Source organism: Pseudarthrobacter chlorophenolicus A6 (assembly GCF_000022025.1).
Lineage (GTDB): Bacteria > Actinomycetota > Actinomycetes > Actinomycetales > Micrococcaceae > Arthrobacter > Arthrobacter chlorophenolicus.
The window spans coordinates 3350719-3373838 of the sequence record NC_011886.1 but is presented as its reverse complement, the minus strand read 5'-3'; the positions used below and the strand labels follow the sequence as shown (position 1 = coordinate 3373838).

The window sequence follows — 23120 nt, the reverse complement described above, 5'->3', positions numbered from 1 at the left end:
TGAACTGGCTTGGTGCGCGGGGGGCCGCGCGGCGCAGTCGGCTTACGTCCGGCTGATGGACAGCTCGCAGGGCGACGGGCTGGGAGCGATGTGGGAATAGCCGGTGACAGTGCCGGCGCTGGCTGGCCGTCCGGCACTGTGACTGTGCATTGCCGTGGGCGGCTCGGCAGAGAGCGACCCCGTCTTGGCCAGCGGGGTGCAGGAGGCCGCGGCATCCTGGCCGCCGGGGTGCGACGGCGTGCAGGCTGCCGGCTCGGCCACGTACGGGCGAGCCACTAAATCTCCGGGGACGGAACGCTGGTCAGCGGAGCGCACGGCATCAGGGGAAGGCGCGACGCCGGCGTTCCCGGCCAGGTGCGCATGGTGCCCGGCCGGATGCCTGTCAGCGGCGGGCATCCCGGCGTCAACAGCGGACTGTGCAGCGCCGGGATCCGGTGCGGCACCGGCGTGCGCCGCATGCGAGGTGTGGCCCGCCGTCATGACGTGCATTCCGAAGATCCCCGCCACGACCGCCAGCACCGCAGCCAGCAGCGCCGAGCGGCGGAGCTGCGCCGCCACGCGACGGGAAACCGGGAGGCCGCACGGCATCAGCGCACCTCGGCGGGGTTGAGCTTGAGCCGCCGCAGCAGCTGGGCGTTCAGCGCCACCACGATGGTGGAGGCGCTCATCAGGACGGCGCCGGCGGCCGGTGAGAGGACCACTCCGGCGAAGGCGAGCACGCCGGCGGCCAGCGGCACGGAGAGGACGTTGTAGCCGGTGGCCCACACCAGGTTCTGCCACATCTTGCGGTAGCTCGCCCGGGAGAGGTCCACCATGGACAGCACCGCACGCGGATCGTTGCCAGCCAGCACCACGCCCGCCGATTCCATGGCCACATCCGTTCCGGCGCCGATGGCGATGCCCACCTCGGCGCGGGCCAGCGCGGGGGAGTCGTTCACGCCGTCGCCCACCATGGCCACCTTCAGCCCCCGGCCCTGCAGCTCCGCCACTTTCTTGTCCTTGTCCGCCGGCAGCACCTCGGCAAACACCTCGTCGATGTTCAGGTCCGCGGCCACAGCCTGAGCCACCTGGCGCGCGTCGCCGGTGATCATCGCTACCTTGACGCCGCGGTTCTGCAGCGCCGCCACGGCCTGCCGCGACTCCGGCCGGACCGCATCCTCCAGGCTTACGGCACCCAGGACGCGGCCGCCGTCGAGCACGTGCAGGACGGACGCGCCGCGTTCCCGCCAGCCGTGTGTGGCCCCGGCCAGACCGGAAGGCTCGACGGCGCCAAGCTCGCGCAAGAGCGCGGGTCCGCCCACGTGCAGCGTGCGTCCGTCCACCGTTGCCTGTACGCCGCGGCCCGCCAGTGCAGCAAACCCGGATGCCGCGGGGAAGGTGAGGCCGCGGTTCCGCGCCGCGCGGACGATGGCCCGGGCTGCGGGATGCTCGCTGTCGGACTCGACGGCGGCGGCGAGGGACAGCAGGCTGTCAGCGTCCAAGGTCCCTGTTGTTGCGATGTCCCGGAGCTCGGGCTCGCCCTTGGTGAGGGTGCCGGTCTTGTCGAAAAGGACCACATCGATGGTCCGCATGCGCTCCAGCGCCATCCGGTTCTTGATCAGCACGCCTGCCCGGGCCGCCTGTTCGGTGGAGATGGCGATCACCAGCGGAATGGCCAGGCCCAGGGCGTGCGGGCAGGCGATGACCAGCACCGTTACGGTCCGGGTGACGGCCTCGGGGACACTGCCCAGCAGGGTCCAGGCGATGAACGTGATGATGCCGGCGCCAGCTGCGAAGTAGAAGAGGAAGGCTGCGGCGCGGTCGGCCAGGGCCTGGGCGCGGGACGACGACGCCTGGGCTTCGGCCACCAGCCGCTGGATGCCGGCCAGGGCAGTATCGTCGCCCACCGCCGTCACGCGGACGCGCACCCCGGAGTCGGTGGCCACGGTTCCGGCCACCACAGCGTCACCGGGACCACGCGGAACGGTCTTGGATTCGCCGGTGATCATGGATTCGTCGAACTCGGCGCGGCCTTCCGCCACAGTGCCGTCGGCGGGCATCCGGGCTCCGGGCCGGACCAGGACGAGGTCTCCGGGACGCAGCTCGGACACGGGTACTGTCTCGGTGCCGGACAGCGTGACGCGCTCGGCGTCGTCCGGCAGCAGTGCGGCGAGGGCGTCCAATGCGCCCTGCGCCGATCCGAGGGCACGCATTTCGATCCAGTGGCCCAGCAGCATGATGGCCACCAGGAGCGCCAGCTCCCACCAGAAGTCGAGGTCGAAACCGCCCAGGCCCAGGCTGGTAACCCACGAGGCCGCGAACGCCACGGTGATGGCCATGGCGATCAGCAGCATCATGCCGGGCCGGCGGTTCCTCAGTTCCTGCAGGCCGCCCTTGAGGAACGGCTGGCCGCCGTAGAGGAAGATGACCGTTCCCAGGACCGGCGGGATCCAGGCCGAGCCCGGGAACATGGGCGCCATGTAGCCCAGGAGGTGGCCCACCATGGGGCTGAAGTAGACCACGGGAACCGACAGGGCCAGCGTGAGCCAGAACCTGTTCTTGAACATGGCGGTGCTGTGCCCGGCGTGCTGGCCGGAGGTGTGGACGGTGTGGCCGTCATCGTGGTGCGGGTGGGCGCCGTGCTGCATTGATGCCGCGGTGTGCGCGTGGCCGGGAGCTTGCCCGTGCCCGGCAGGGGCGGCAGCAGCACGGGCATCGGTGACCGCGCCGGCGGACTGGCGGCCGCCGTCGTGATGGTGCTGGGAATGGTCTTGCATGGGGCCAGGTCCTTTCTTGGCGAAGGAAGAATCCTTATGGACAAGCAGGCGCTGGGGTTGAACGGCTGTGAAAGCTGGGCGCTGGAAGGCGCCGGCCGGGACATACCACTTCACTGACAACACGTCCAATATACCCCTAGGGGGTATGCAGGTCAAACGTTCCGCGCAGTGTATGACCGGGGTGAAGTGGCAGCCCGGCCTACCAACTTAATCTGGCTCTTGTCATACTGGTATAAAGGCCCACACGGGCACAGTAAGCCTGAGCGGGCGGAACCGGTTGCTACATGGAGGTGGCCCCTGTGAAGGACGTGCCCGGCCCATATACGTACTCGAGCGCGTTGGGGGACGACGACTGCGTTGCCGGAACCTACACGGCCGAGGTGGACGGCTGGAAGCTCTCCTGGTCCGACGGAATGTACCAGCTGCACGGCTACCGCCGCGGGGATGTGGTTCCCACCCTGGAACTGCTGTTCGCCCACAAGCATCCCAAGGACCGGCCGCGCTGCGAAGCCATCGTGGCTAAGGTTGCCCAGACCGGCGGGTACTTTTGCATGTATCACCGGATCATTGATTCCAAAGGCAAAACCAGGCGCGTCCTGTCTTCCGGCGAGGGCATCGTTGGCGCGGACGGCAAGGTCGCAGTGATCGAGGGCGTGATGGTGGACCTCACCTCAACCCTGCAGCGCGAAACCGAGCAGACCGCACGCGATGCGGTGGCGGGCGCCACCGCATCCCGCACCGTCATCGACCAGGCGAGGGGCATCCTCATGGGCCTGCTCGGCATCGGCTCCGACGAAGCGTTCCAGCTGCTGGTGGCCACCAGCAGCTACCGGAACGTCAAGCTGGTGGCGGTGGCGGCGGAACTGGTGCAGCTGGCCAACTCGGAGGACGCCCGGGAATACCTGGTCAGGGCGGTCAGGGCGATAGCCGACCGGTTGCCCGCGGAATCGGGGAGTCGGGACAAGTCCAGGGACCACCAGGCTGCCCGGGACCGGCGGGCAGCACCGGAACGCCGGGCCGTCCCCGGACCGTCCGCCGTAGTTGCCGGGCGTCCCGCCGTTCCAGGTCCCACGCCCCGCCCTTCAACGGGCCGCCCGGGTCCCGGGCGCCGCCCTGCAGGCTGATAGCGGCGGGCTGATCCCGGGGCGGGGGTTGGGCTGAAACCCCTGATACCGCACCCATCCGAAACTAAGTATGCTGCCGAATGACTGATGTTCGGGCTTCAACCGAGGCCCGGAAACCGCATATCGGAAGGTCAGCCATGACCGAAGTTACCCCCCACCACGGGCTGTTCAAGGACACCAACCTGCATGTGGACGATGCCGGCGGAGCGGGCCGCCCGGTGGTCCTCATCCACGGATGGCCGCTCTCCGGGAAATCCTTCGAGGAGCAGATCCCGGCGCTGCAGGAGGCCGGTTACCGTCCCATCACCTATGACCGCAGGGGGTTCGGCCTCAGCAGCAAGCCACCGGCAGGCTACAACTACGACGTTCTGGCCGAGGACCTGCAGAAGGTCTTGGTGGAGCTGGACCTGACGGACGTGACCCTGGTGGGCTTTTCCATGGGCGGCGGTGAGGTGGCACGATACCTCGGCCTGTACGGACCGGCGAGGATCCGCAGCGTGGTCTTCGCCTCCGCCGTGACGCCCTACCTTATGCGGACGGACGACAACCCGGATGGTCCCCTGACCCCTGAACAGGCGGACGGCATGGCCGAGGACCTCGTCAGGGACGAGACAGCTTTCTACGATTCCTTCACCCGCGACTTCTTCTCCGTGGACGGAGTCCTCAGGGTCAGCGAGGTCCAGCGCAAGGAAGCCGGGGCCATGTGCGGGCAGGCCAACAAGAACGCGGCCCTGGCCTGCATGGCGGCCTTCGGCGGGACCGACTTCCGGGGCGACCTCGCCGATGTCACGGTCCCGGCACTGGTGATTCATGGCGACGGCGACGCCACCGTCCCCTTCGAGGGATCCGGCCAGCGGACCCACGCCTCACTGGCGAACAGCGAGGTCCACGTCATCAGGGATGCGCCGCACGGCTGCAACGTGAGCCACGCCGACGAGTGGAACAGCGTGGTGATCGGATTCCTGGCGAAATAGGCCGGTAACTGGCTGGCCGGTAGGATGGATGAAGGTGCGCCGGGAAGTCTGGTCGGCATAGTTTCGTCGACCCCCAAAGTCAGGACCCTGCAGTGACATCCGCCCCGCAGCCCCCGCACAACCCCCAGCCCCGCCGCTCCATTCTTGCCCGCGGCTCCTACGCCGAAGCCCTGAGGATCGGCGAGATCCTCCGCAAGGAAACGGTGGGCGGTGCCCTCCTGGTGGCCGCTGCCGTGATCGCCCTTATCTGGGCCAACTCGCCGGCATCGGACAGCTACTTCGCACTCAGGGACGTCACCGTCGGCTACGAGCCCTGGCACCTAAAGCTGAGCCTCGGCGCCTGGGCGGCGGACGGACTCCTTGCTGTCTTCTTCTTCCTGGTGGGCCTGGAGCTCAAGCGCGAATTCGTTGCCGGGGACCTGCGCCAGATCAGCACGTCCATCGTCCCGGTGCTGGCCGCGGCCGGTGGAGTGCTGGTGCCGGCAGTAATTTATGCCGCCGTGAACCTCGCCAACCAGGAAGCGCTGCGCGGCTGGGCCATCCCCACTGCCACGGACATCGCGTTCGCGGTTGCGGTGCTTGCGGTGATCGGATCACACCTGCCCAGCGCCCTGCGTATTTTCCTGCTGACCCTGGCCGTGGTGGACGACCTGATTGCCATCAGCATCATCGCCTTTTTCTACTCCAGTGACCTCCAGGCGGGTCCGCTGCTGCTGGCCCTGATCCCGCTGGCTTTGTTCACATTCCTGGTCCAAAAGTACCGCCGCTTCTTCGGCAAGCACCCGGCGGCTGCCTGGCTCATCCTCCTGCCGCTGGGCTTCGCGGCCTGGGCGCTGGTGCACGCCTCCGGCATCCACGCCACGGTGGCTGGCGTGCTGCTGGGCTTCGCCGTCCCGGTAATCCGGTCGCAGGCGAGCGGCGGGCCCGAAGCCGGACCCGGCCTGGCGGAAATTTTTGAGCACCGGTTCCGGCCCATCTCCGCCGGAATCGCCGTGCCGGTGTTCGCCTTCTTCTCCGCCGGGGTGGCCGTAGGTGGCTGGGAGGGACTCGGCTCGGCTCTGACCGACCCGGTGGCGCTGGGCATCATCCTGGCATTGGTCCTTGGCAAGCCCATCGGCATCCTCGGTGCCACGTGGCTGCTGACCAAGACCACTAAGGCGAAGCTGGACGATTCCTACCGATGGATCGACATTTTTGGAGTGGCCTTGCTGGCGGGCATCGGCTTCACAGTGTCGCTGCTGGTAGCCGAGCTGAGCTTCGGACAGGGCAGCCTGCATGACGACCACGCCAAGGTGGGCATCCTCACCGCATCACTGCTGGCCGCCGTGCTGGCCAGCGTCATCCTCCGCACCCGGAACCGGCAGTACCGGCAGGCCGAGGAGCTGGAAAGGGTTGACGCGGACCAGGACGGCATCCCGGACGTCTACCAGGGCCGCGCCTGACCGGATCCTTCAGGAACGCACGACGCCGGCACCTAACCCGTATGCCGGCGTCGTGGTTTATCTGTGGCCTGCTAGGCCGGGGCGAGCCCCAGCAGGGGGTCCGCGGGTGCCTCCACGTGGCGGATCTCCAAGGCCTCCGGGTCCAGCAGCTTCCGCGCGCCGGTCCGAGCGTCCAGGATCCAGAACAGTTCCAGCGCCGGCACCACCCCGGTCACCCGGCCGCTGTGGAACAGTTTGCCCCGGTGCCACGCCTCGATGTTGTCTCCAATGCGGAGCTGGGCGGTACTGACTCCTTGTGCCTCCATGCGGGCTGCCTCCTGCTGGTTGTGTCCCCGTAAGCCCAGCTTGCCGTGGCGAGGTTGCAGGAGTGTTTCCACAGGGTGTTATTCCTGTGTCAGTTGGGGTTGGTGCGCCGGATGCTCAGCATGTGGAGCAGCAGGGCGCGTTGTGGCTGGCCCGGATTGCGGTCCACGAAGAGGCTGAGTGAGGCACGGGCACCGGCCTCGCGCGGGTCCGCGCCGCTGAGAATCTCCTCGATGATCTCCATGGCCTGCAGTTGGAGGTCCAGGAGGGCCACTTCTTCGCTGATGGATAGCGGAGTTCTGGGATTGCCGGACATGGCGTGCCGCCTTCGTACTGGGAGCCCACCCCGGGGAGGAGCAGCAGCCTCTCCCAGGCCCATTCAATGTATGCACTAAGTCTACTTACAGCAGCTGTTGCGGCAAGGTTTTCCGGCCCCTCCTTTTTACGAACACCTGCGGCGGATCAGCTGTGCGTGGGCTCCTCCACCAGGGCGGTGGCGATGCTCGAGGCGTCGTCCAGGGCGGCCAGGTACCGCTCTGCGTCCAGGGCGGCGGCGCAGCCGGTGCCGGCGGCGGTGATGGCCTGGCGGTAGCGGTGGTCCACGGCGTCACCGCACGCGAAAACGCCGGAGAGGTTGGTGCACGTGGTGGGGGAGTCCACCTTGATGTAGCCCTCGTCATCGAGGTCCACCTGGCCCGTCAGCAGTTCGGTGCGCGGCAGGTGGCCGATGGCCACGAAGATCCCCGTGGCGCCGAGCTCCCTGGTTTCGCCGGAGCGGGTGTCCGCCAGGGTGACGCCGGTGACCTTGGTGTCGCCGTGGATGGCGGTGATGGCGGAGTTCCATTCGAACCGGATCTTGGGATTGTCCTTGGCCCGCTGCGCCATGATGCGGGAGGCCCGCAGTTCGCCCTTGCGGACCACGACGGTCACGGACTTCCCGAAGCGGGTGAGGAAGGTTGCCTCCTCCATGGCGGAATCGCCGCCGCCCACCACAATGATGTCCTGCTCGCGGAAGAAGAACCCGTCGCAGGTGGCGCACCAGGATACGCCGTGGCCGGACAGCTTCTTCTCCTCAGGCAGGCCCAGTTCCTTGTACGCGGAGCCGGTGGCGAGGATGACCGCAGGTGCCTCGTGGGTCTCTCCGGCGCCGGTGACCACGCGCTTGGTGGAACCCTTCAGGTCAACGGACGTGACGTCGTCGAACACCACCTTGGCGCCGAACTTCTCGGCCTGCTGCTGCAGCCCGTCCATCAGTTCAGGTCCCTGGATGCCGCCGGGGAAACCGGGGAAATTTTCCACCTCGGTGGTGTTCATCAGCGCACCGCCCGCGGTGACGGAACCGGCCAGCACCAGCGGCGCCAGGCCGGCCCGGGCGGCGTAAATGGCGGCGGTGTAGCCCGCGGGGCCGGAGCCGATGATGATCAGCTGTTCGTTGCTCATGGGGTTCTCCTTGGAGGTAGCGGGCGTGCGCCCCTCCAGTGGAGCAATGGTCATCCGCCCCTGTCAATCCGCTGCATAATGGGGCCATGACCCCACCGCAGATGACCGTGGCTGCCCCGTGACCGGCGAGCCGGCAACCGCACGCCGCGGCTCGGCCCGGGAAGTGTTCGGCGTGTTCCTCAAACTGGGGGTCACCTCGTTTGGCGGGCCCATCGCGCACCTGGGCTATTTCCGTGACGAACTGGTCCGGCGACGCAAATGGGTGGACGACAGGGAGTACGGGGACCTGGTGGCGCTGTGCCAATTCCTTCCCGGGCCCGCCTCCAGCCAGGTGGGCTTCGGCATGGGGCTGCACCGCGCCGGCCCCCTCGGTGCCCTGGCCGCGTTCCTTGCCTTCACCCTCCCGTCCGCGGCCCTGCTGGTCGCTTTCGCGCTGGGCGCCGCTCTGTTCCAGGGCACCATCGGCACCGGCATCCTCACCGGACTGAAGATAGTGGCAGTGGCCATCGTGGCCCAGGCGGTATGGGGCATGGCCAAAGCGCTCACCCCGGACCGCGAGCGGGCGGCGATCGCCGTGGTCGCTGCCCTGTCCGCCACGCTGCTGGCCGGGTCCCTCGGCCAGATAGCGGCCATCCTGTTCGGCGCGCTCGCCGGGCTGCTGGTGTGCCGGCGGGGCACCACCGACCTGACCGGCCAGATGCGTTTCCCCGTCAGCCGGACCGCGGGCATCACCTGCCTGGCCCTGTTCGTACTTCTGCTGCTGGGGCTGCCGGTGCTGGCGCTGGCCACGGGCTCGGCCGGGATCACCGTGTTCGAGGCGTTCTACCGGGCCGGGGCACTGGTGTTCGGCGGCGGCCACGTGGTCCTTCCCCTGCTCCAGGCCGGCGTGGTGGACCCCGGCTGGGTCACCAGCCAGCAGTTCCTGGCCGGCTACGGCGCCGCGCAGGCCGTCCCCGGCCCCCTGTTCACCTTCGCGGCCTACCTGGGCACGGCGTCCGGGTACGGTCCGGGCGGCGCGGCGGGTGCCGCGGTCGCGCTCGCCGGCATCTTCCTGCCCGGCTTCCTGCTGCTCACCGGCGTGCTGCCGTTCTGGAACTCCTGGCGGTCCCGGCCCGGGGCCCAGGCCCTGATGCGGGGCGCCAACGCCGCCGTGGTGGGCATCCTGGCTGCCGCCCTCTACAACCCGCTGTTCACAACCGCCATCACCGGCCCGGGGCCGTTCTGCCTGGGCCTGGTGTGCTTCGTGCTGCTCATCGCATGGAAGGCGCCGCCTTGGGCCGTGGTGCTGGTGGGCGCGGCCGGGGGAGTGCTGCTGGCGTTGGCCGGCTGACGTGACATCACGTCGCGCCCGCTGGCGGGGCGGCGAAGCCCTGCTGTGGGAGTAGGCTGGAATTGCCGTCCGGTCCTGGGCGGCTCGGGTCCCGGGTCAGTCCGTGGGAAGGTCTGCCGGGCAGCACCAGGAAGCCCTCCATGGCCACAGACAGAACCGACGAGCCGGTAGCCAAGCGTCTCGGTGAACTGGTCCTCACCAGTTCCCACGTTGAGGAGTTCCTCCACGACCTGGCCGTTGAGGCCGCGGCGGAGCTCTCCTCGACGGGTCAGCAGGTGTCCTGTTCCATCACCGTGGTGCGGCGGAAGAAGGCCGCAACGGCGGCCAGCAGCGATGGCCGTGCGAGGTCCATGGATGAAGTGCAGTACATCTTCAATGACGGCCCGTGCCTGTCGGCCATCCGGCTCGCCACCACCATCCATGTGCCGGACCTGCACCACGAGAGCCGCTGGCCGGAGTACCTGGAGGCGGTGAACGAAGGAACCCTCAAATCCATCCTGGCGGTGCCCATCCCGGTGGACAGTGACGCGCGGGCGGCCCTGAACCTCTACTCCGATGGCAAGGATGCGTTCCCCGCCCACTCAGTGGCGTTGGCGGAAAGGTTCGCCCGGGAGGCCAGCCAGTCCCTTCGGCTGGCGCTGCGGATCGCCCAGCTGACCGATGCGCGCGACGACCTTGCCGCCGCCATGGCCTCCCGCACCACGATCGACCTCGCGGCCGGGGCCATCATGGGCCAGAACCGGTGTAACCAGGAAACGGCCATGGCCATCCTCAAGACCGCCTCCAGCACCCGCAACATCAAGCTCCGCGACGTTGCGGCCCGGGTAATCGCCTCGGTGTCCGCCGACGATACGGTCAGCACGCACTTCGACGCCTGACGCCGTCGTCATGGTGCACGGCAGGACGTACGACGGCGGCCTGCCGCCGCGGTGCCCTGGTCGCCTCAGCCCCCTGAAGGCCTGTTCCGCATCCACGTCCGGCGGTGGACAGCAATGCACCCGGAGTGGAAGCCGCCCCGGGTGCGTGTGACTGACTTGCTGCGTCTAGGCGTGTGAGTAGGTGAGGCAGTCCGCGTTATCCCGGCCCGGGCCAACATGGACCTCGGACGCCTTGCACATCAGGTGGTCGTTATGGACGCATTCGCTGCGCTGGCAGGCCCCGACGTCGGCCAGCACCTTGGGCAGGCCGCCGTGGACACCCACCTCGATGAACGTGGCGCAGTGGGCGTGGTTTTCGTCGCCGCCCACCGTGATGGCGGCGGCGTTGCAGTTAGTGTGGTCGTTAAAGGAACAGTTCGTTACGCTGCAGTCCGCGACGTGCGTTGTCATGGAAAGTCCTCCTTGGCCGGCCACCCCGGGCGGGCAGCTCCGTTTGACCACCGTAAACCCGCGCGGGCCAATCAAAAAGACCCAATTGTCTTGCCTAATTGCGCGCAGCCGGCCTGTCCCTATCAGCGCACGGCCCCTTCCCGCAGGCTGAACGGCGTGCCTATCCTGTAAGCCTCGGCGGCAAGCAGCGACCGCCAGCAGGTACCCACGGCGTGGCCAACGGGAGGGCTGGCATGGACGGGCAGGAAGCAGCAGGGCAGGACCCGCGGCGGCAAGGCAGCACGACGGCGGCGGGCGGCGTCCGGAATGACGGCGCCGGGCGTCCCGGGCCCAGGACGTTCGGGGTTGAGGAGGAACTGTTGCTGGTGGACCCCGGCCGGGGCGACGCGGTACCCATGGCCGGCGCCCTGCTGGACCTTTACGTCCGCCCGCTGGAATCCAGTGCCGGGCCGGTGCTCACCGCCGAGTTCCAGCAGGAAATGATCGAAGTGGTCACCCCGCCGCACTCCACGCTTGCCGGGCTCCAGGCGGACATCGTTGCGGGGCGGGACATCGCCCGGCAGGCCGCGGAGGACGTGGGCGTCCGGGTGGCTGCTCTGGGCACTTCCCCCCTGCCGAGCGACCCGCACCCGGTGCGGCTGCGCCGGTTCGCGGCCATGGTGGAAGAGTATGGACTCACTGCCCGGGAACAGCTGACCTGTGGCACCCACGTCCACGTTTCGGTGGAGTCTGACGAAGAAGCGGTGGGAGTGCTGGACCGGATCCGGAACTGGCTGCCGGTGCTGGTGGCGCTCAGTGCCAACTCCCCGTTCTGGCATGGAGAGGACACTGGGTACGCGAGCTACCGGTCCCAGGTGTGGAGCCGGTGGCCGTCTGCCGGGCCACTGGACATCCTGGGCACCCCGGATGCCTACCACCAGCTGGTGCACGACATGGTGAGCACCGGCGTCGCCATGGATGAAGGCATGATCTACTTCGACGCCCGGCTGTCCCGGCACTATCCCACCGTGGAGGTGCGGATCGCCGACGCCTGCATGATGCCGGAAAACACCGTGCTGCTGGCCGGGATCGTCCGCGGACTGGTGGAAACCGCGGCCCGCGAATGGAAGGCCGGAACCGGGCCGGCGCCGGTGCCCACCGCCCTGCTGCGGCTGGCTGGATGGAAGGCCAGCCGCTGGGGGCTGCGCGGGGAACTCCTGGATCCGGTGACCAGCAGGCCCGGGCCGGCCCTCGGCGTCGTCAATTCCCTCCTGCACCATATCCACGGCGCGCTGGAGGACATGGGCGACCTGGAGCGGGTGGAGGAACTCACGGACCAGCTCCTGCACACCGGCACCGGAGCCGTCCGCCAGCTCGAGGTGCTGCACCGGACGGGCGACCTGGAGGACGTGGTGGATGACGCCGCCAACTGCACCGTGGGGTCCGAAATCCAAGGTGCGCGGCGGGGAATGCCGGGGGATTGACAGCGGCCCTTCCCGGGCGCACGCTGTTACCGCTGGGGCCTGCATTGGTGCGGCCTGGACGCCGGCGCGGCTGTTGAAAGCCCGGCGTGGAACCCGTGGCGTTGAACCCCGCGGGCGGGCGGCCAACCCTCCCGGAGCTGCCCCGGCGCCCCGGACGAACAGTTGAAAATGCTCCCTGTCTGGAGAATAAAATGGCCGGAGAAACTGCCACAGCGCTTGAAGCGAAATCCTTTGATGAACCCGACGAGAAGCGCCGTCCCCCGAACACCGTGGTGGATGTGGTGCACGTTGGCGGCACCACCCTGGCCCGGCTCACCTTTGAACGCGGCTGGCGCTGGTCCGAGACGGTGAAGACCGTGGTCAACACGGACAGCTGCCAGGTGAACCACGTGGGCATCTGCACCTCGGGGACACTGACCGTCCAGATGGACGACGGCACCCGTACCACCGTCAGCGCAGGCCACGCCTACGCCGTTCCGCCCGGCCATGACGCCTGGGTGGAAGGCGATGAAACCTTCGTGGGCTACGAAATCATGAGCGCGGCAGCATACGCCAAACCGGAATAGGCCGCGCCTGATTCCCGCCTAATCCCGCTCACCGCGTCGTCCGCCCATGTTCCGCCTCAGGGAAGCCACCGACGCCGGGCTTCGGAAAAAGCCCCGGCGCGGGTTGCGCCGGGCCGGGTTCGTCCTGCTCGCCATCGTGGGCCTGCTCCTGGCCTCCACGCTGCTGAACCTGTTCCTGGAGTCCCGGGAGCGGGCCACCGTCCAGCCGTACGGGGAACGGGTGGCGGTGGCCGGGGGCAGCCTGAACGTGGTGCGGAACGGGGAGCAGGGCCAGGCCATCGTGCTCCTGAGCGGGCTGGGAACCCCGGCGCCCGGCCTGGACTTCCAGCCGCTGGTCCGTGAGCTCAACGGCTTCGACGTCATGGTGGTGGAGGGGATCGGCTACGGCTATAGCGACATGGAAGCCGGGCCACGCAGCAACGGGAACATCAGCAACGAACTCCATGAGGCGCTGGCCAGGCTGCGGGTGCCACAGCCGTATGTCCTGGCCGGCCACTCGATTGCCGGGTTCTACCTGCTGGATTACGCCAACCGGTACCGCAGCGAAGTGGCCGCGGTAATCGGCATCGATGCCAGCATCCCCAAACCCGGGGAGGGGCCCGTCGAAGAGCCGCCGCAGGGCATTAACTGGGCCAGGATCCTGTCCACCACCGGGCTGGTGCGGGCCGTGGCAGCGGTGGCGCCCGCCGTCGTGGATCCGGACAGCAGCGCCTTTACGGACGACGAGCTGAAGCGCATGCGCATGATGGGTTCTTGGAATTACGGCAACCCCGCCGTGGCGGATGAGACCGCCCGGATTGCCAATAACGCCGCGGCGCTGCGGGGCGTCACCTACCCGGACGACCTGCCGGTCCTGGCGTTCATCGCCGACGAAAAGACGGACCACACAGCCGAGAAGGTTTCTGCCGCCGAGAACTTGCTCAGGAACGTGGCGCGGCACCAGGTCCTGCCGCTCGAGGGAGGGCATTACCTGCACTGGGCGCAGGCGCCGCGGATGGCCGAGGCTATCCGGACGTTCCTCGGCCCGGCTGGATGAAGCGCTTAGCTGGATGAAGCCCTTACTGCCTACGGCACAGGCCGGACGGGGTGCCCCGCGCCGGGCCGTGGGGCCGCTTCCGTGGACGCACGGTGGCGCCGTTCAAGCACGACGACGTCACGGCCGAAAGAGAACAGCAGCAGCGGGAGTGCCACGGCCGGAGCGGCGGCATCTAAGGCGGGCGGCATGCCGGGGACCTGGGCGATGACCAGCGCAAGAAGCAGGGCCAGCGGCTGGACAGCGCCGATCACCTTGCGGGCCGTGCTCCGCGGCAATGGCTCACGCAGGTGCGGCCGGACAATCCCCGCCGCCGCCACCAGGTAGTACATGGCCCCGATGGTTAGCGTCCACAGGCCCACCGCCGTCACCGTGGCCACGGACAGGACCAGCACCAGGAAGGCGTCCGTGGCGGAATCGAACCGGGATCCCGCGTCCGAGGCGGTTCCGGTCCGCCGGGCCACCGGACCGTCCACGGCGTCGAGCAGGAGTGCCGCGCTGCCCAGGATTACCAGGATCAGGCTGGCACCGTCGCCGTTCACGTCCCCGGTGAACAGCGGCGGGACGGCCAGCACGGCGCAGGCGGCGGCGAGGGCGGCACGGACCAGGGTGATCCGGTCGGCCGGCGTCGGGCGCCAGGTTGCGATGGTCTCCACCACTCAAGTATCTGCCTCGCAGGCACCGTTCAGCCGGACTTCCGGCGGTAGATGACGGTCGCGAACCCGTAGGCCACAGCCAGGATTCCCACCAGCCAGGCCAGCGCCGTCCAGATGCCGCCGCCCACCGGTTCCTGGGCGAGGAGCGCACGGATGGTGTCCACAATGGAGGTGACCGGCTGGTTCTCGGCGAACCAGGCCACCGGCCCGGGCATGGAGCCGGTGGGCACGAACGCGGAGCTGATGAACGGCAGGAAGATCAGCGGGTAGCTGAAGCCGCTGGCCCCGTCCACGGTCTTGGCCAGCAGGCCCGCGATCACGGCGATCCACGTCAGCGCCAGGGTGAACAGCGCCAGGATCCCGACGACGGCGAGCCACGCCGCCACGGAGGCCCCGGACCGGAAGCCCATCACCAGGGCCACGCCCACCACGATCGCCACGGCAGCAAAGTTTGCGGCCAGCGAGGTCAGCACATGGGCCCAGAGGACGCTGGGCCTTGCCACGGGCATGGACCGGAACCGTTCGAAGATGCCGCCCTGCAGGTCCAGAAACAGCCGGTACGCGGTGTAGGCCACGCCGGAGGAAATGGTGATCAGCAGGATGCCGGGCAGCAGGTAGTTGACGTACGGTCCTCCCGCGCCGGTGCTGATGGCTCCGCCGAACACGTAAACGAAGAGCAGCATCATGGCCACCGGGGTCACCGCCGTGGTGATGATAGTGTCCGGGCTGCGGAGGATATGGCGCAGCGAACGGCCGGTGAGAACGCGGGTGTCGCTGAGGATGTGGGCGGTCATCGCAATTCCTTTCCAACGAGGGCCAGGAAGACGTCCTCGAGGGAGGGCTGCTTCTCGACGTATTCCACCGTGGCCGGCGGCAGGAGTTGCTTGAGTTCGGCGAGCGTGCCGTTCTGGATGATGATTCCCTGGTGCAGGATGGCGATGCGGTCCGCCAGCTGTTCGGCTTCGTCAAGGTACTGCGTGGTGAGCAGCACGGTGGTGCCTTGGCCGGCGAGCTGGCGGACGGTCTGCCACACCTCCAGCCGGGCCTGCGGGTCCAGGCCGGTGGTGGGCTCGTCCAGGAAGATGACGGGCGGGTTGCCGATCAGGCTCATGGCAATATCCAGCCGGCGCCGCATGCCGCCCGAATAGGTGGAGGCCCTGCGGTTCCCCGCCTCGGTGAGGGCAAACCTGGCCAGGAGTTCGTCCGCGATGGCACGAGGTTCCGGCAGATGGCGCAGCCGGGCCACCAGCACCAGGTTCTCCCGCCCGGTGAGCACCTCGTCCACCGCGGCGAACTGGCCCGTCAGGCTGATGGACCCGCGCACCTCAGCCGGCTCCGCGCCGGCGTCGTACCCGTTCACGGTGGCGGTACCCGCGTCCGCCGCCAGCAGCGTGGACAGGATGCGCACCAGGGTGGTCTTGCCGGCGCCGTTGGAGCCGAGGAGCGCGAAGATGGTCCCCGGTGCCACGTCAAAGTCGACGCCCCGCAGCACGTGCAGGCCCTTGAACGACTTTTCGATGCCCCGCACCCGGATGGCGGGTTCCGGGACGGCTGCCGCGGTCATGGCCGCGATTCCTTCCTCTTCGCATCGTCCACGGCCTCGATCAGCCGGGCGCGTTCCTTGTCGATCCAGCGCTTGCCCCCGTAGGCCTGGGCGAACTGTTCGGCGAACTCCACGGGGTCGCTGCCCACGATGTCGCCCACCGGGGTGCCGTCGACGGCGGCGCGTTCCCAGAGGTCGGCGAGGTCGGAGATCATCTGCACCATGGTGTCGCCTTCGGTGACTCCGCCGTAGTACATGAGGTACCTGTTGAAAGCCGCGGCGGCGGTGAGGTAGGGTTCCGGCAACGCATCGAGGCGTGCCTTGGCCTGCTTGTACTGCTTCTTCTGCTCGAGCGGGCCGGTGAGTGCTTCGATCCATTTGGCGGCCATGTCAGTTACCTTCCTGGTGGAGCTGTTCGATACGTTCTGCGAGGAAGCTCCATGTCCTCCAGAACTCTGCAAGTTCCTGCCTGCCCGTTGCGTTCAGCGAGTACACCTTGCGCGGCGGGCCCTTTTCGGACGGGACCTTCTCCACGTCCACCAGGCCACGCTGTTCGATCCGGACCAGCAGCGCGTACACCGTGCCCTCGGCGATGTCCGCCAAGCCCTGGTCCCGCAGCCGCGTGGTGATCTCGTAGCCGTAGGCGGGCCGGGTGGCCAGGATCGCCAGGACGATGCCTTCAAGGGTGCCTTTGAGCATTTCCGTCATCTGTTTGCCCATGTCCCGCTCCTGCTACTTAGTGTTGCTGACTACCACTACATAGTAACACTGGGTACTGGTGGCGCAAGAGGTTCTTTTGGGCCGCTCCGGCGGGCCTTTTTGCCCTTGAAGATGGCGTCCGTGAGGCGTTGACTTAAGTTGCGGGCAGCAGTGCCCGCGGAGCGGAAAGGCAGCGGGCCTGACCGTTCCGGACAGAAAGGAAATTCAGTGACTAAGTGGTATCGGTGGCAGGACTGGGCAACAGTTGCCGCCGGACTCTTCACTGCGGTCGCGGTCCTGTGGACCCGGCAGCTCAACTTGTCCACAACCTGCATGCTCGTTTTTGGCGGGCTGCTGGTGGTCAGTGGCCTGATCAACCTGGCCATGCCCGGAATGCCGGCCATGGAATACGTCCAGGCCATCCTGGCCGCAGGGCTGGTCCTCTCCCCATGGCTGGGGACCTACACAGGCGCCACGGGTGCGGCGCTGACATCGTGGATCGCAGGTGGCGTGGCGCTGGTGGTTACAGCAGCCGCCATCAAGCCGAGCACCGACGTCCGCCACGCCTACCGCGTCTCGCATTAGCACCGGAATCCGCCACGGCCGGAGCGCCGCAAGGCTAAGGAGATTCGAACTCCTGACCTTCGCAGCCGCCGGGGCCGTGGCGGAGCTATGTCCGCAGGCTCTTTCCGGGCTCTTGGTGGGCGGTCAGGGAACCGCCGGGCGCACCTTCACACCGCGCAGGGAGCGGAGAAGGACGACGGCGGTGATGGATCCCGCCGCCATGATGGACGCGAGCACCACCACCTGGAACCGGCCCGCCTCCAGCGGTGAGGCGCCGCCGAAGATGGCACCCACGAACGCGCCGGGCAGGGTGACCAGGCCGGTGGTTTTGGTCTGGTCCGTCGACGGAATCAGGGCCGCATGCACGGACTGCCGGGCCTGCGCCAGCGTGGCCACACCCGCGGTGGCACCCAGTGCCAGCCACCCCTCCACCTGGTCCCACTGCTCATGGACGGCCTCGTAGAACCGCCGCCCGGCCAGCACGGCGATGGTCATGCAGTTGCCGATCACAATCCCGCCCACCGCCAGCACGTACCGCGGTGTGAAGTCGATCGCGCCTGTTGCGAACACCACGGCCAGGGTCACCGTGATGCCCAGGGCCATCGTGCCGGCCACCACGGCAAACCGGTGCCAGGACCAGCCCAGCCTGCGGGCCGCCGTCGTTGCCGCCACGCTGAACATGACCAGCAAAGCCGCGCCCACCCACAACGGATCGCTGATGATTCCGCCCAGGATGAGGCTGATGAGGGCCAGCTGGGCGGCGCCGCGGAGGATGGCGGCGGCGGGGGCGAGGTATTGCGGTGTCCGGGAGCCCCACAGGACGCCCACCGTGAGTGCCACCAGGATGGCGAGCGCCGCCAGGGTGGGCAGCAGGTCGGCAAGGTGCGGCATCAGGCCAGCGTATCCCTTCCCAACTAGGTAGCAGCAGATGTCGTTATGAGGGCTCAAAACGACATCTGCTGCTACCTAGTTGGGTGGGGCGGCGGGGTAGGGGGCAGGGTGGGGCGGGCGGGGCAGGGGGCAGGGGGGCAGGGGGCTTAGCCGGTGATGTCCGTGCTGGTGCTCAGGTCCTTCCACTGCTCCCGCTCGGCCAGCTGGGCGTCGGCCACCATGCCGAACGCGCCGTACGCGTCCGTGCCCAGGAGCAGCAGTGCCGGCGGGTTCCCGGACTCCGCCACCTTGATGATCGCCTGAGCCGCCTTGGCCGGATCGCCGGCCTGGTTGCCGTCCATCGTGTCGTTCTCCTTGCGCCGCTTCCCGGCCGTGTCCGCGTAGTCCCCGATCGGCGTCGCGGACTGCGTGAGCGAGCGGCCGGCGAAGTCGGTGCGGAAGGCGCCCGGTTCCACGGCGGTGACGCTGATGCCCAGCGGCTGCACCTCGTTGCGGAGCGAACCGGACAGGCCCTCCAGCGCGGCCTTCGTGGCGGAGTAGTAGCCGGACCCGGCCGGGGTGATGCGCGCGCCGATGGAGGAGATGTTGAAGATCGCACCGGCTTTCCGTGCCCGCATGCCGGGCAGGACCGCCTTGATCATGTCCACCGCGCCGAAAAAGTTCGTGTCGAACAAACTCCGGATGTCGCCGTCGTCCGCTTCTTCAACGGCCGCGCGGTACCCGTACCCGGCGTTGTTCACCAGCACGTCCACGCTGCCGAAGCGTTCCTCAGCCTGCCGCACCGCATCCGCCACCTGGGCGGTGTTGGTGACGTCCAGGGGGAGGACCAGGCCGGTGTCCGGGTGGCCTGCGGCGATGTCCTCCACCGCGGCGGCGTTCCGGGCGGTGACGACGGCGTTGTGCCCGGCAGCGAGCACGGCCTGGGCCAGGGCGCGGCCAAGTCCGGTGGAGCATCCTGTGATGAGCCACGTTGCCATAAGGGGTTCCTTTCGAAGGGTTTGCGGGATGAAGCCGGGTGAGATCAGGCTTCGGGGATGGGCATCGCGAACCGCTCCAGGCGGGCTTCGTCCGGGTTCGGCCCGCTGCGCCTGCCCGTGTCCAGTGCGTCGATGGCCGCGATGTCCGCGGCGCTGAGTTCGAAGTCGAACACGTCAAAGTTCTCGGCGATCCGGGCCGGGTTGGTGGACTTGGGGATGGCGGAGCGGCCCTGCTGCAGGTGCCAGCGGAGCATCACCTGGGCGGGCGTCTTGCCGTGGGCATTCCCGACGGCGGCAATCACCGGATCTTCCATGACGTTCCGCCGGTTTTCATCACCCCAGCCGGGGTAGAACGTGATGCCGCCGATGGGCGACCACGCCTGGGTGAGGATGCCGCTGGCCGCATCGGCCGCCTGGACGTCCGGCTGGGCGAAGTAGGGGTGCAGTTCGATCTGGTTCACGGCCGGGACCGCGTCCGTTTCGGCCAGTAGCTGCTTGAGGTGGTGCGGCATGAAGTTGCTGACGCCGATGGCACGGACGCGCCCGTCCGCCAGCAGGGTCTCCAAGGCTTTGTAGGCGGCGATGGTCTTCGCGAACCGGTCCGGCGCGGGCTGGTGCAGGATCAGCAGGTCCAGCTGTTCCACCCCGAGCTTCCCCACGGCCTTGTCCCAGGCGTGCAGGGTTTCGTCGTAGCCGTAATCGCTGACCCACACTTTGGTTTCGATGAACACCTCGGAGCGGTCCAGCCCGGAGCGGCGGATGCCTTCGCCCACCTCGCGCTCGTTGCCGTACGCGGCGGCGGTGTCAATGTGCCGGTAGCCGGCGTGGAGCGCGGACTGTACTGCCGCCGTCGTCTGTTCCGGCGGGCTTTGGAAGACGCCCAGGCCCAGGGCGGGCATGGTGACGCCGTTGTTAAGGGTGAGTTCCATGGTCATGCCTTTCACGGTATTTCGGTTTGTAGGGAAGTGGGAGGGTGCGCCGGTACCTCCCTTCTTTGCCTGGTCCGCGCGTACCGTGGAGGCCATGACACACAGTGACGACGTGCGGAAGTTCCTGACTTCCCGCCGTGCCCGGATCACGCCGGAGGAGGCCGGGCTGCCTGCATACGGCGGGAACCGGCGCGTGGCGGGGTTGCGCCGTGAAGAGGTGGCCATGCTCGCCGGGATGAGCATCGATTACTACATCCGGCTGGAGCGCGGGAACCTGTCCGGTGCGTCGGACAGTGTGCTGGAAGCGTTGGCGCGGGCGCTGCAGTTGGACGACGCCGAGACGGCCCACCTGTTCGACCTTGCCCGGGCGTCCGCGGCAGCACCCCGGGTGCGGCGCAAGCGGAGCCCGCAGACGGTGCGGCCCAGCGTGCAGCGAATCCTTGATGCCATTACGACGGCGCCCGCCTGGGTCCGCAATGACCGCGGCGATGTCCTGGCCTCCAACGAGCTGGGCCGGGCGCTGTACCAGGACATGATGGCCGAGGAAGTCACCCCGCCCAACAGCGCCCGGTTCACCTTCCTGAACCCGAAAGCGCGGACCTTCTTCCGGGACTGGGAACGCAGCGCCGACGACATTGTGGCCGTGCTGCGCTCCACTGCCGGGAAGAACCCGTACGACAAAGACCTCACGGACCTGATCGGCGAACTGTCCACCCGCAGCGAGGAGTTCCGCACCCGCTGGGCCAAGCACGACGTCAAGTACCACCGCACCGGCCGCAAACGGCTGCACCACTCCGCGGTGGGGGACCTGGACCTGACCTACGAGGCACTTGAGCTTCCCGCCGACCCGGGCCTGCGGATCAACGTCTACACGGCCGAGCCCGCCACGCCGTCGGAGGATGCGCTGAAGGTGCTGGCCAGCTGGGCCGCCACGCAGCGGAGCCTTGCTGGGCCGGCGGAGGCCGGTCAGGAGGCCCGGTCAACCCGGGAGCGCCACAGCAGGTAGACGAAATAGGGTGCCCCCACCAGCGCCGTCATGATGCCGGCCGGGATCTGGGCGGGGGCGATCACCGTCCGGCCAACCAGGTCGGCCAGGACCACGGTGCAGGCCCCGATCAGGGCCGCCACAGGCAGCACCCGCACGTGCCGCGCCCCCACCAGTGAGCGGGCGGCATGCGGTGCCACCAGCCCCACGAACGCAATCACCCCCACCGAGGACACGGCGCCGGCGGTCAGCAGCACCGCCGTCGCCAGCAGGACCAGCCGGGAACCGGACAAACCGATGCCGAGCACCCGGGGGGAATCGTCGTCGACCGCTATGAGGTCCAGGTCCCGGCGCAGGCCCGCCAGCACCGGAAGGGCCACCGCCAGGGCGGCCAGCGGCGGGAGGACCGAGGCGAAGTTCCGCCCGTACGTTGACCCGGAGAGCCAAGTCAGGGCCTTGGTCTGGTTGTAGGGATCGGTGCTGACCAGGAGTACGGTGATCAGCGCCGCCAGCCCCGCCGAGACCCCGATGCCGATCAGCACCAGGCGGTTCTGCTGCAGCCCCCCGCGGAAGGCCAGCCCGAAGACCAGCGCTGCGGCCAGCGCGGCGCCTGCCAGCGCGGACCCGGTGACGAGCCAGGAACTGGCCAGCGGCACCGTGGTGATGATGATGATCGCCGCGAGCCCGCCGCCGCCGGAGACGCCGAGGATGCCGGGCTCGGCCAGCGAGTTCCGGGAGACGGCCTGGATCAGGGCCCCGGCAATCGCCAGGGCTGCTCCGGCCAGGACGGCGGCGAGCACCCGGGGCATTCGGGTTCCCATGATGGCGCTGACCCGGTTGCCGGACTGCCCGGTGAGCCAGTTGATGAGGTCTCCGAGCAGGAGTTTCGCGTCGCCCAACAAGGCCCCGGCCACCAGCAGCCCCGTCAGCAGGACCAGCAGGCTGACCAGGACGGCCAGGAAGAACCTGCGGGAGCGCAGGCGGGCCAGCGCGTCCCCGGCAACGCTCAGGCCGGCGTCGGACATCCGCAGGGCGAGGATCACCAGGAACACCGCGCCGAACACGGTGGTCACCGCGCCGGTAGGGATCTCCACGCCGGCTTGGGCGCCGAAGACCACACGGACCACGACGTCGGCGCCGATCACCACAACGGCACCGGCCAGGCCGGAGATGGGAAGCAACGCCCGGTGCCGGCCCAGCCCGCGCACGCGGGACGCGAGCAGCCGCACGATGGCCGGAGCGCACAGGCCCACGAACCCGATGGGGCCCGACACGGTAACGGCCGCGGCGGACAGCAGGACGGCGAGCACGACGGCGGTGATGCGGGCCAGGCGCGGATCGGCGCCGGCCAGCCGCGAGGCGTCGTCGCCCAGGCCCAGCAGGTCCAGCCGGCGGCCGATGATCAGCAAACCGGCAACCGCCGCCAGGATGACCGGGGTGAACTGCAGGAGTTCATCCGGGCGGGACTGGGCCAGGCTGCCCTGTCCCCAGGCGTAGAGGCCGGTGGTTTCCTGGCTGAAGAGCAAGAGCAGTGCGCTGGTGGCCGAATGGAGTCCCAGGGCCAGCGCCGTGCCGGCCAGCACCAGGCGGATGGGACCGCCGTTGCCGTTGCCGCCGGCACCGGACAGGGCCAGGACCAGCAGTGCGGCCGCGAGGCCTCCGGCGAACGCGAGGCCGCCGGACAGCAGCGAGGGAAGGGTGATCCCGAAGGCTGCCACGGCCACGATCGCGAAGTGTGCCCCGGCGTTGACCGCAAGCGTGTCAGGGGAGGCCAGGACGTTGCGGGTGGCCGACTGTAGGGCGGCGCCGGCCACCCCCAGTGCCACGCCCACCAGCAGGCCCGCCAGCAGCCGGGGGATGCGGGAGGCCAGCAGGACCGCGCTCTGCTGGTCCGAGCCGTTCCCCGCCAGAACCCCCAGAAGCTCGGCGGGGCCAACATCGGCTGTGCCCTGGGTCAGGTGGATCACCGCGAAGAGGGCCAGGACCACCAGCGCGGCGGCGGCTACCAGCGCTGCGCCCGGCCGCCCCCGCGTTCCCGCAGGTACCGGCAGGGGAGCCCCCGCTACGGCGGTAGGGGAGGCAGCCGGGGCGGGACTCTTCACGGTGTGGGTCATGGC

25 protein-coding genes are annotated in these 23120 nt (G+C 68.8%); 10 read left to right on the top strand and 15 right to left on the bottom strand.

Annotation, left to right across the window (positions count from 1 at the left end; genetic code table 11):
- Window positions 1-42: 42 nt before the first annotated feature.
- Both ACHL_RS23440 and ACHL_RS15225 read right to left on the bottom strand, forming a co-directional pair.
- On the bottom strand, window positions 43-588 hold the full coding sequence (locus ACHL_RS23440) for a hypothetical protein (protein ID WP_015938188.1): 546 nt from the start codon (window positions 586-588) through the stop codon (window positions 43-45).
- Window positions 588-2756: a copper-translocating P-type ATPase gene (locus tag ACHL_RS15225; RefSeq protein ID WP_015938187.1), complete on the bottom strand. Its 2169-nt coding sequence runs from the start codon at window positions 2754-2756 to the stop codon at window positions 588-590. Before ACHL_RS15225 ends, ACHL_RS23440 begins: the two co-directional genes overlap by 1 nt.
- 299 nt (window positions 2757-3055) lie before the next feature.
- On the opposite strand from ACHL_RS15225, the gene ACHL_RS15220 reads away from it, so the two are divergent.
- From ACHL_RS15220 to nhaA, 3 genes are all read left to right on the top strand, one after another.
- On the top strand, window positions 3056-3880 hold the full coding sequence (locus tag ACHL_RS15220; protein ID WP_015938186.1) for a PAS and ANTAR domain-containing protein: 825 nt from the start codon (window positions 3056-3058) through the stop codon (window positions 3878-3880).
- Window positions 3881-4017: 137 nt separating this feature from the next.
- The gene (locus tag ACHL_RS15215) at window positions 4018-4854 is read left to right on the top strand and encodes an alpha/beta fold hydrolase (RefSeq protein WP_015938185.1); all 837 of its coding nucleotides are present in this window, start codon (window positions 4018-4020) and stop codon (window positions 4852-4854) included.
- 92 nt (window positions 4855-4946) lie between these two features.
- Window positions 4947-6296, top strand: coding sequence for a Na+/H+ antiporter NhaA (gene nhaA / locus ACHL_RS15210; protein ID WP_015938184.1), 1350 nt, complete (start codon window positions 4947-4949; stop codon window positions 6294-6296).
- Window positions 6297-6367: 71 nt separating this feature from the next.
- Here the strand turns inward: nhaA and ACHL_RS15205 are convergent, their stop codons facing one another.
- From ACHL_RS15205 to trxB, 3 genes are all read right to left on the bottom strand, one after another.
- Entirely contained in the window at window positions 6368-6601 is a 234-nt protein-coding gene (locus ACHL_RS15205) for a hypothetical protein (protein ID WP_015938183.1), read from the bottom strand.
- A gap of 89 nt (window positions 6602-6690) precedes the next feature.
- On the bottom strand, window positions 6691-6915 hold the full coding sequence (locus ACHL_RS15200) for a hypothetical protein (RefSeq protein WP_015938182.1): 225 nt from the start codon (window positions 6913-6915) through the stop codon (window positions 6691-6693).
- Window positions 6916-7061: 146 nt separating this feature from the next.
- Window positions 7062-8039, bottom strand: a complete 978-nt coding sequence (gene trxB / locus ACHL_RS15195) for a thioredoxin-disulfide reductase (protein ID WP_015938181.1) — start codon at window positions 8037-8039, stop codon at window positions 7062-7064.
- 118 nt (window positions 8040-8157) lie between these two features.
- On the opposite strand from trxB, the gene chrA reads away from it, so the two are divergent.
- Together chrA and ACHL_RS15185 are read left to right on the top strand one after the other, a co-directional pair.
- Window positions 8158-9369, top strand: a complete 1212-nt coding sequence (gene chrA, locus ACHL_RS15190; protein ID WP_015938180.1) for a chromate efflux transporter — start codon at window positions 8158-8160, stop codon at window positions 9367-9369.
- 140 nt (window positions 9370-9509) lie between these two features.
- Window positions 9510-10247: a GAF and ANTAR domain-containing protein gene (locus ACHL_RS15185; protein ID WP_015938179.1), complete on the top strand. Its 738-nt coding sequence runs from the start codon at window positions 9510-9512 to the stop codon at window positions 10245-10247.
- Window positions 10248-10412: 165 nt separating this feature from the next.
- Here ACHL_RS15185 and ACHL_RS15180 read toward each other — a convergent pair whose 3' ends face one another.
- Window positions 10413-10697 carry a DUF1540 domain-containing protein gene (locus tag ACHL_RS15180; RefSeq protein ID WP_015938178.1) on the bottom strand — a complete coding sequence of 95 codons (285 nt, stop codon included), beginning with the start codon at window positions 10695-10697 and terminating at the stop codon, window positions 10413-10415.
- 233 nt (window positions 10698-10930) lie between these two features.
- Here ACHL_RS15180 and ACHL_RS15175 point away from each other — a divergent pair, with 233 nt between their 5' ends.
- From ACHL_RS15175 to ACHL_RS15165, 3 genes are all read left to right on the top strand, one after another.
- Window positions 10931-12160, top strand: a complete 1230-nt coding sequence (locus ACHL_RS15175; protein WP_015938177.1) for a carboxylate-amine ligase — start codon at window positions 10931-10933, stop codon at window positions 12158-12160.
- A 191-nt stretch (window positions 12161-12351) separates the two neighbouring features.
- Window positions 12352-12726, top strand: a complete 375-nt coding sequence (locus ACHL_RS15170; RefSeq protein ID WP_015938176.1) for a cupin domain-containing protein — start codon at window positions 12352-12354, stop codon at window positions 12724-12726.
- A 46-nt stretch (window positions 12727-12772) separates the two neighbouring features.
- On the top strand, window positions 12773-13762 hold the full coding sequence (locus tag ACHL_RS15165) for an alpha/beta fold hydrolase (protein ID WP_015938175.1): 990 nt from the start codon (window positions 12773-12775) through the stop codon (window positions 13760-13762).
- Between the two features lie 29 nt (window positions 13763-13791).
- Here ACHL_RS15165 and ACHL_RS15160 read toward each other — a convergent pair whose 3' ends face one another.
- The 5 genes from ACHL_RS15160 to ACHL_RS15140 are packed head-to-tail and all read right to left on the bottom strand — an operon-like array spanning window position 13792 to window position 16678.
- Window positions 13792-14415 (bottom strand): CDP-alcohol phosphatidyltransferase family protein, encoded by a 624-nt coding sequence (locus ACHL_RS15160; RefSeq protein ID WP_244266477.1) that lies wholly within the window; start codon window positions 14413-14415, stop codon window positions 13792-13794.
- Between the two features lie 29 nt (window positions 14416-14444).
- On the bottom strand, window positions 14445-15209 hold the full coding sequence (locus ACHL_RS15155; RefSeq protein ID WP_015938173.1) for an ABC transporter permease: 765 nt from the start codon (window positions 15207-15209) through the stop codon (window positions 14445-14447).
- Complete coding sequence (locus ACHL_RS15150) at window positions 15206-15979, bottom strand: ABC transporter ATP-binding protein (RefSeq protein WP_015938172.1); 774 nt, start codon at window positions 15977-15979, stop codon at window positions 15206-15208. The genes ACHL_RS15155 and ACHL_RS15150 overlap by 4 nt, the downstream gene beginning before the upstream one ends.
- Entirely contained in the window at window positions 15976-16347 is a 372-nt protein-coding gene (locus tag ACHL_RS15145) for a DUF1048 domain-containing protein (RefSeq protein ID WP_015938171.1), read from the bottom strand. Before ACHL_RS15145 ends, ACHL_RS15150 begins: the two co-directional genes overlap by 4 nt.
- Window position 16348: 1 nt before the next feature.
- Window positions 16349-16678, bottom strand: a complete 330-nt coding sequence (locus tag ACHL_RS15140; RefSeq protein WP_015938170.1) for a PadR family transcriptional regulator — start codon at window positions 16676-16678, stop codon at window positions 16349-16351.
- 207 nt (window positions 16679-16885) lie between these two features.
- Between ACHL_RS15140 and ACHL_RS15135 the strand changes: the two genes are divergently transcribed.
- Entirely contained in the window at window positions 16886-17242 is a 357-nt protein-coding gene (locus ACHL_RS15135) for an SPW repeat domain-containing protein (RefSeq protein ID WP_015938169.1), read from the top strand.
- A 123-nt stretch (window positions 17243-17365) separates the two neighbouring features.
- On the opposite strand, the gene ACHL_RS15130 is transcribed toward ACHL_RS15135, so the two are convergent.
- The 3 genes from ACHL_RS15130 to ACHL_RS15120 all read right to left on the bottom strand — a co-directional run bounded on the left by ACHL_RS15130 (window position 17366) and on the right by ACHL_RS15120 (window position 20018).
- Complete coding sequence (locus tag ACHL_RS15130) at window positions 17366-18112, bottom strand: ABC transporter permease (protein WP_015938168.1); 747 nt, start codon at window positions 18110-18112, stop codon at window positions 17366-17368.
- Between the two features lie 146 nt (window positions 18113-18258).
- Window positions 18259-19089 carry an oxidoreductase gene (locus ACHL_RS15125; protein WP_015938167.1) on the bottom strand — a complete coding sequence of 277 codons (831 nt, stop codon included), beginning with the start codon at window positions 19087-19089 and terminating at the stop codon, window positions 18259-18261.
- A gap of 44 nt (window positions 19090-19133) precedes the next feature.
- Window positions 19134-20018, bottom strand: a complete 885-nt coding sequence (locus tag ACHL_RS15120; RefSeq protein ID WP_015938166.1) for an aldo/keto reductase — start codon at window positions 20016-20018, stop codon at window positions 19134-19136.
- Between the two features lie 94 nt (window positions 20019-20112).
- On the opposite strand from ACHL_RS15120, the gene ACHL_RS15115 reads away from it, so the two are divergent.
- Window positions 20113-21024, top strand: a complete 912-nt coding sequence (locus tag ACHL_RS15115; RefSeq protein WP_015938165.1) for a helix-turn-helix transcriptional regulator — start codon at window positions 20113-20115, stop codon at window positions 21022-21024.
- Here ACHL_RS15115 and ACHL_RS15110 read toward each other — a convergent pair.
- Complete coding sequence (locus tag ACHL_RS15110) at window positions 20985-23117, bottom strand: iron ABC transporter permease (protein ID WP_015938164.1); 2133 nt, start codon at window positions 23115-23117, stop codon at window positions 20985-20987. The genes ACHL_RS15115 and ACHL_RS15110 overlap by 40 nt on opposite strands.
- Window positions 23118-23120 lie beyond the last annotated feature (3 nt).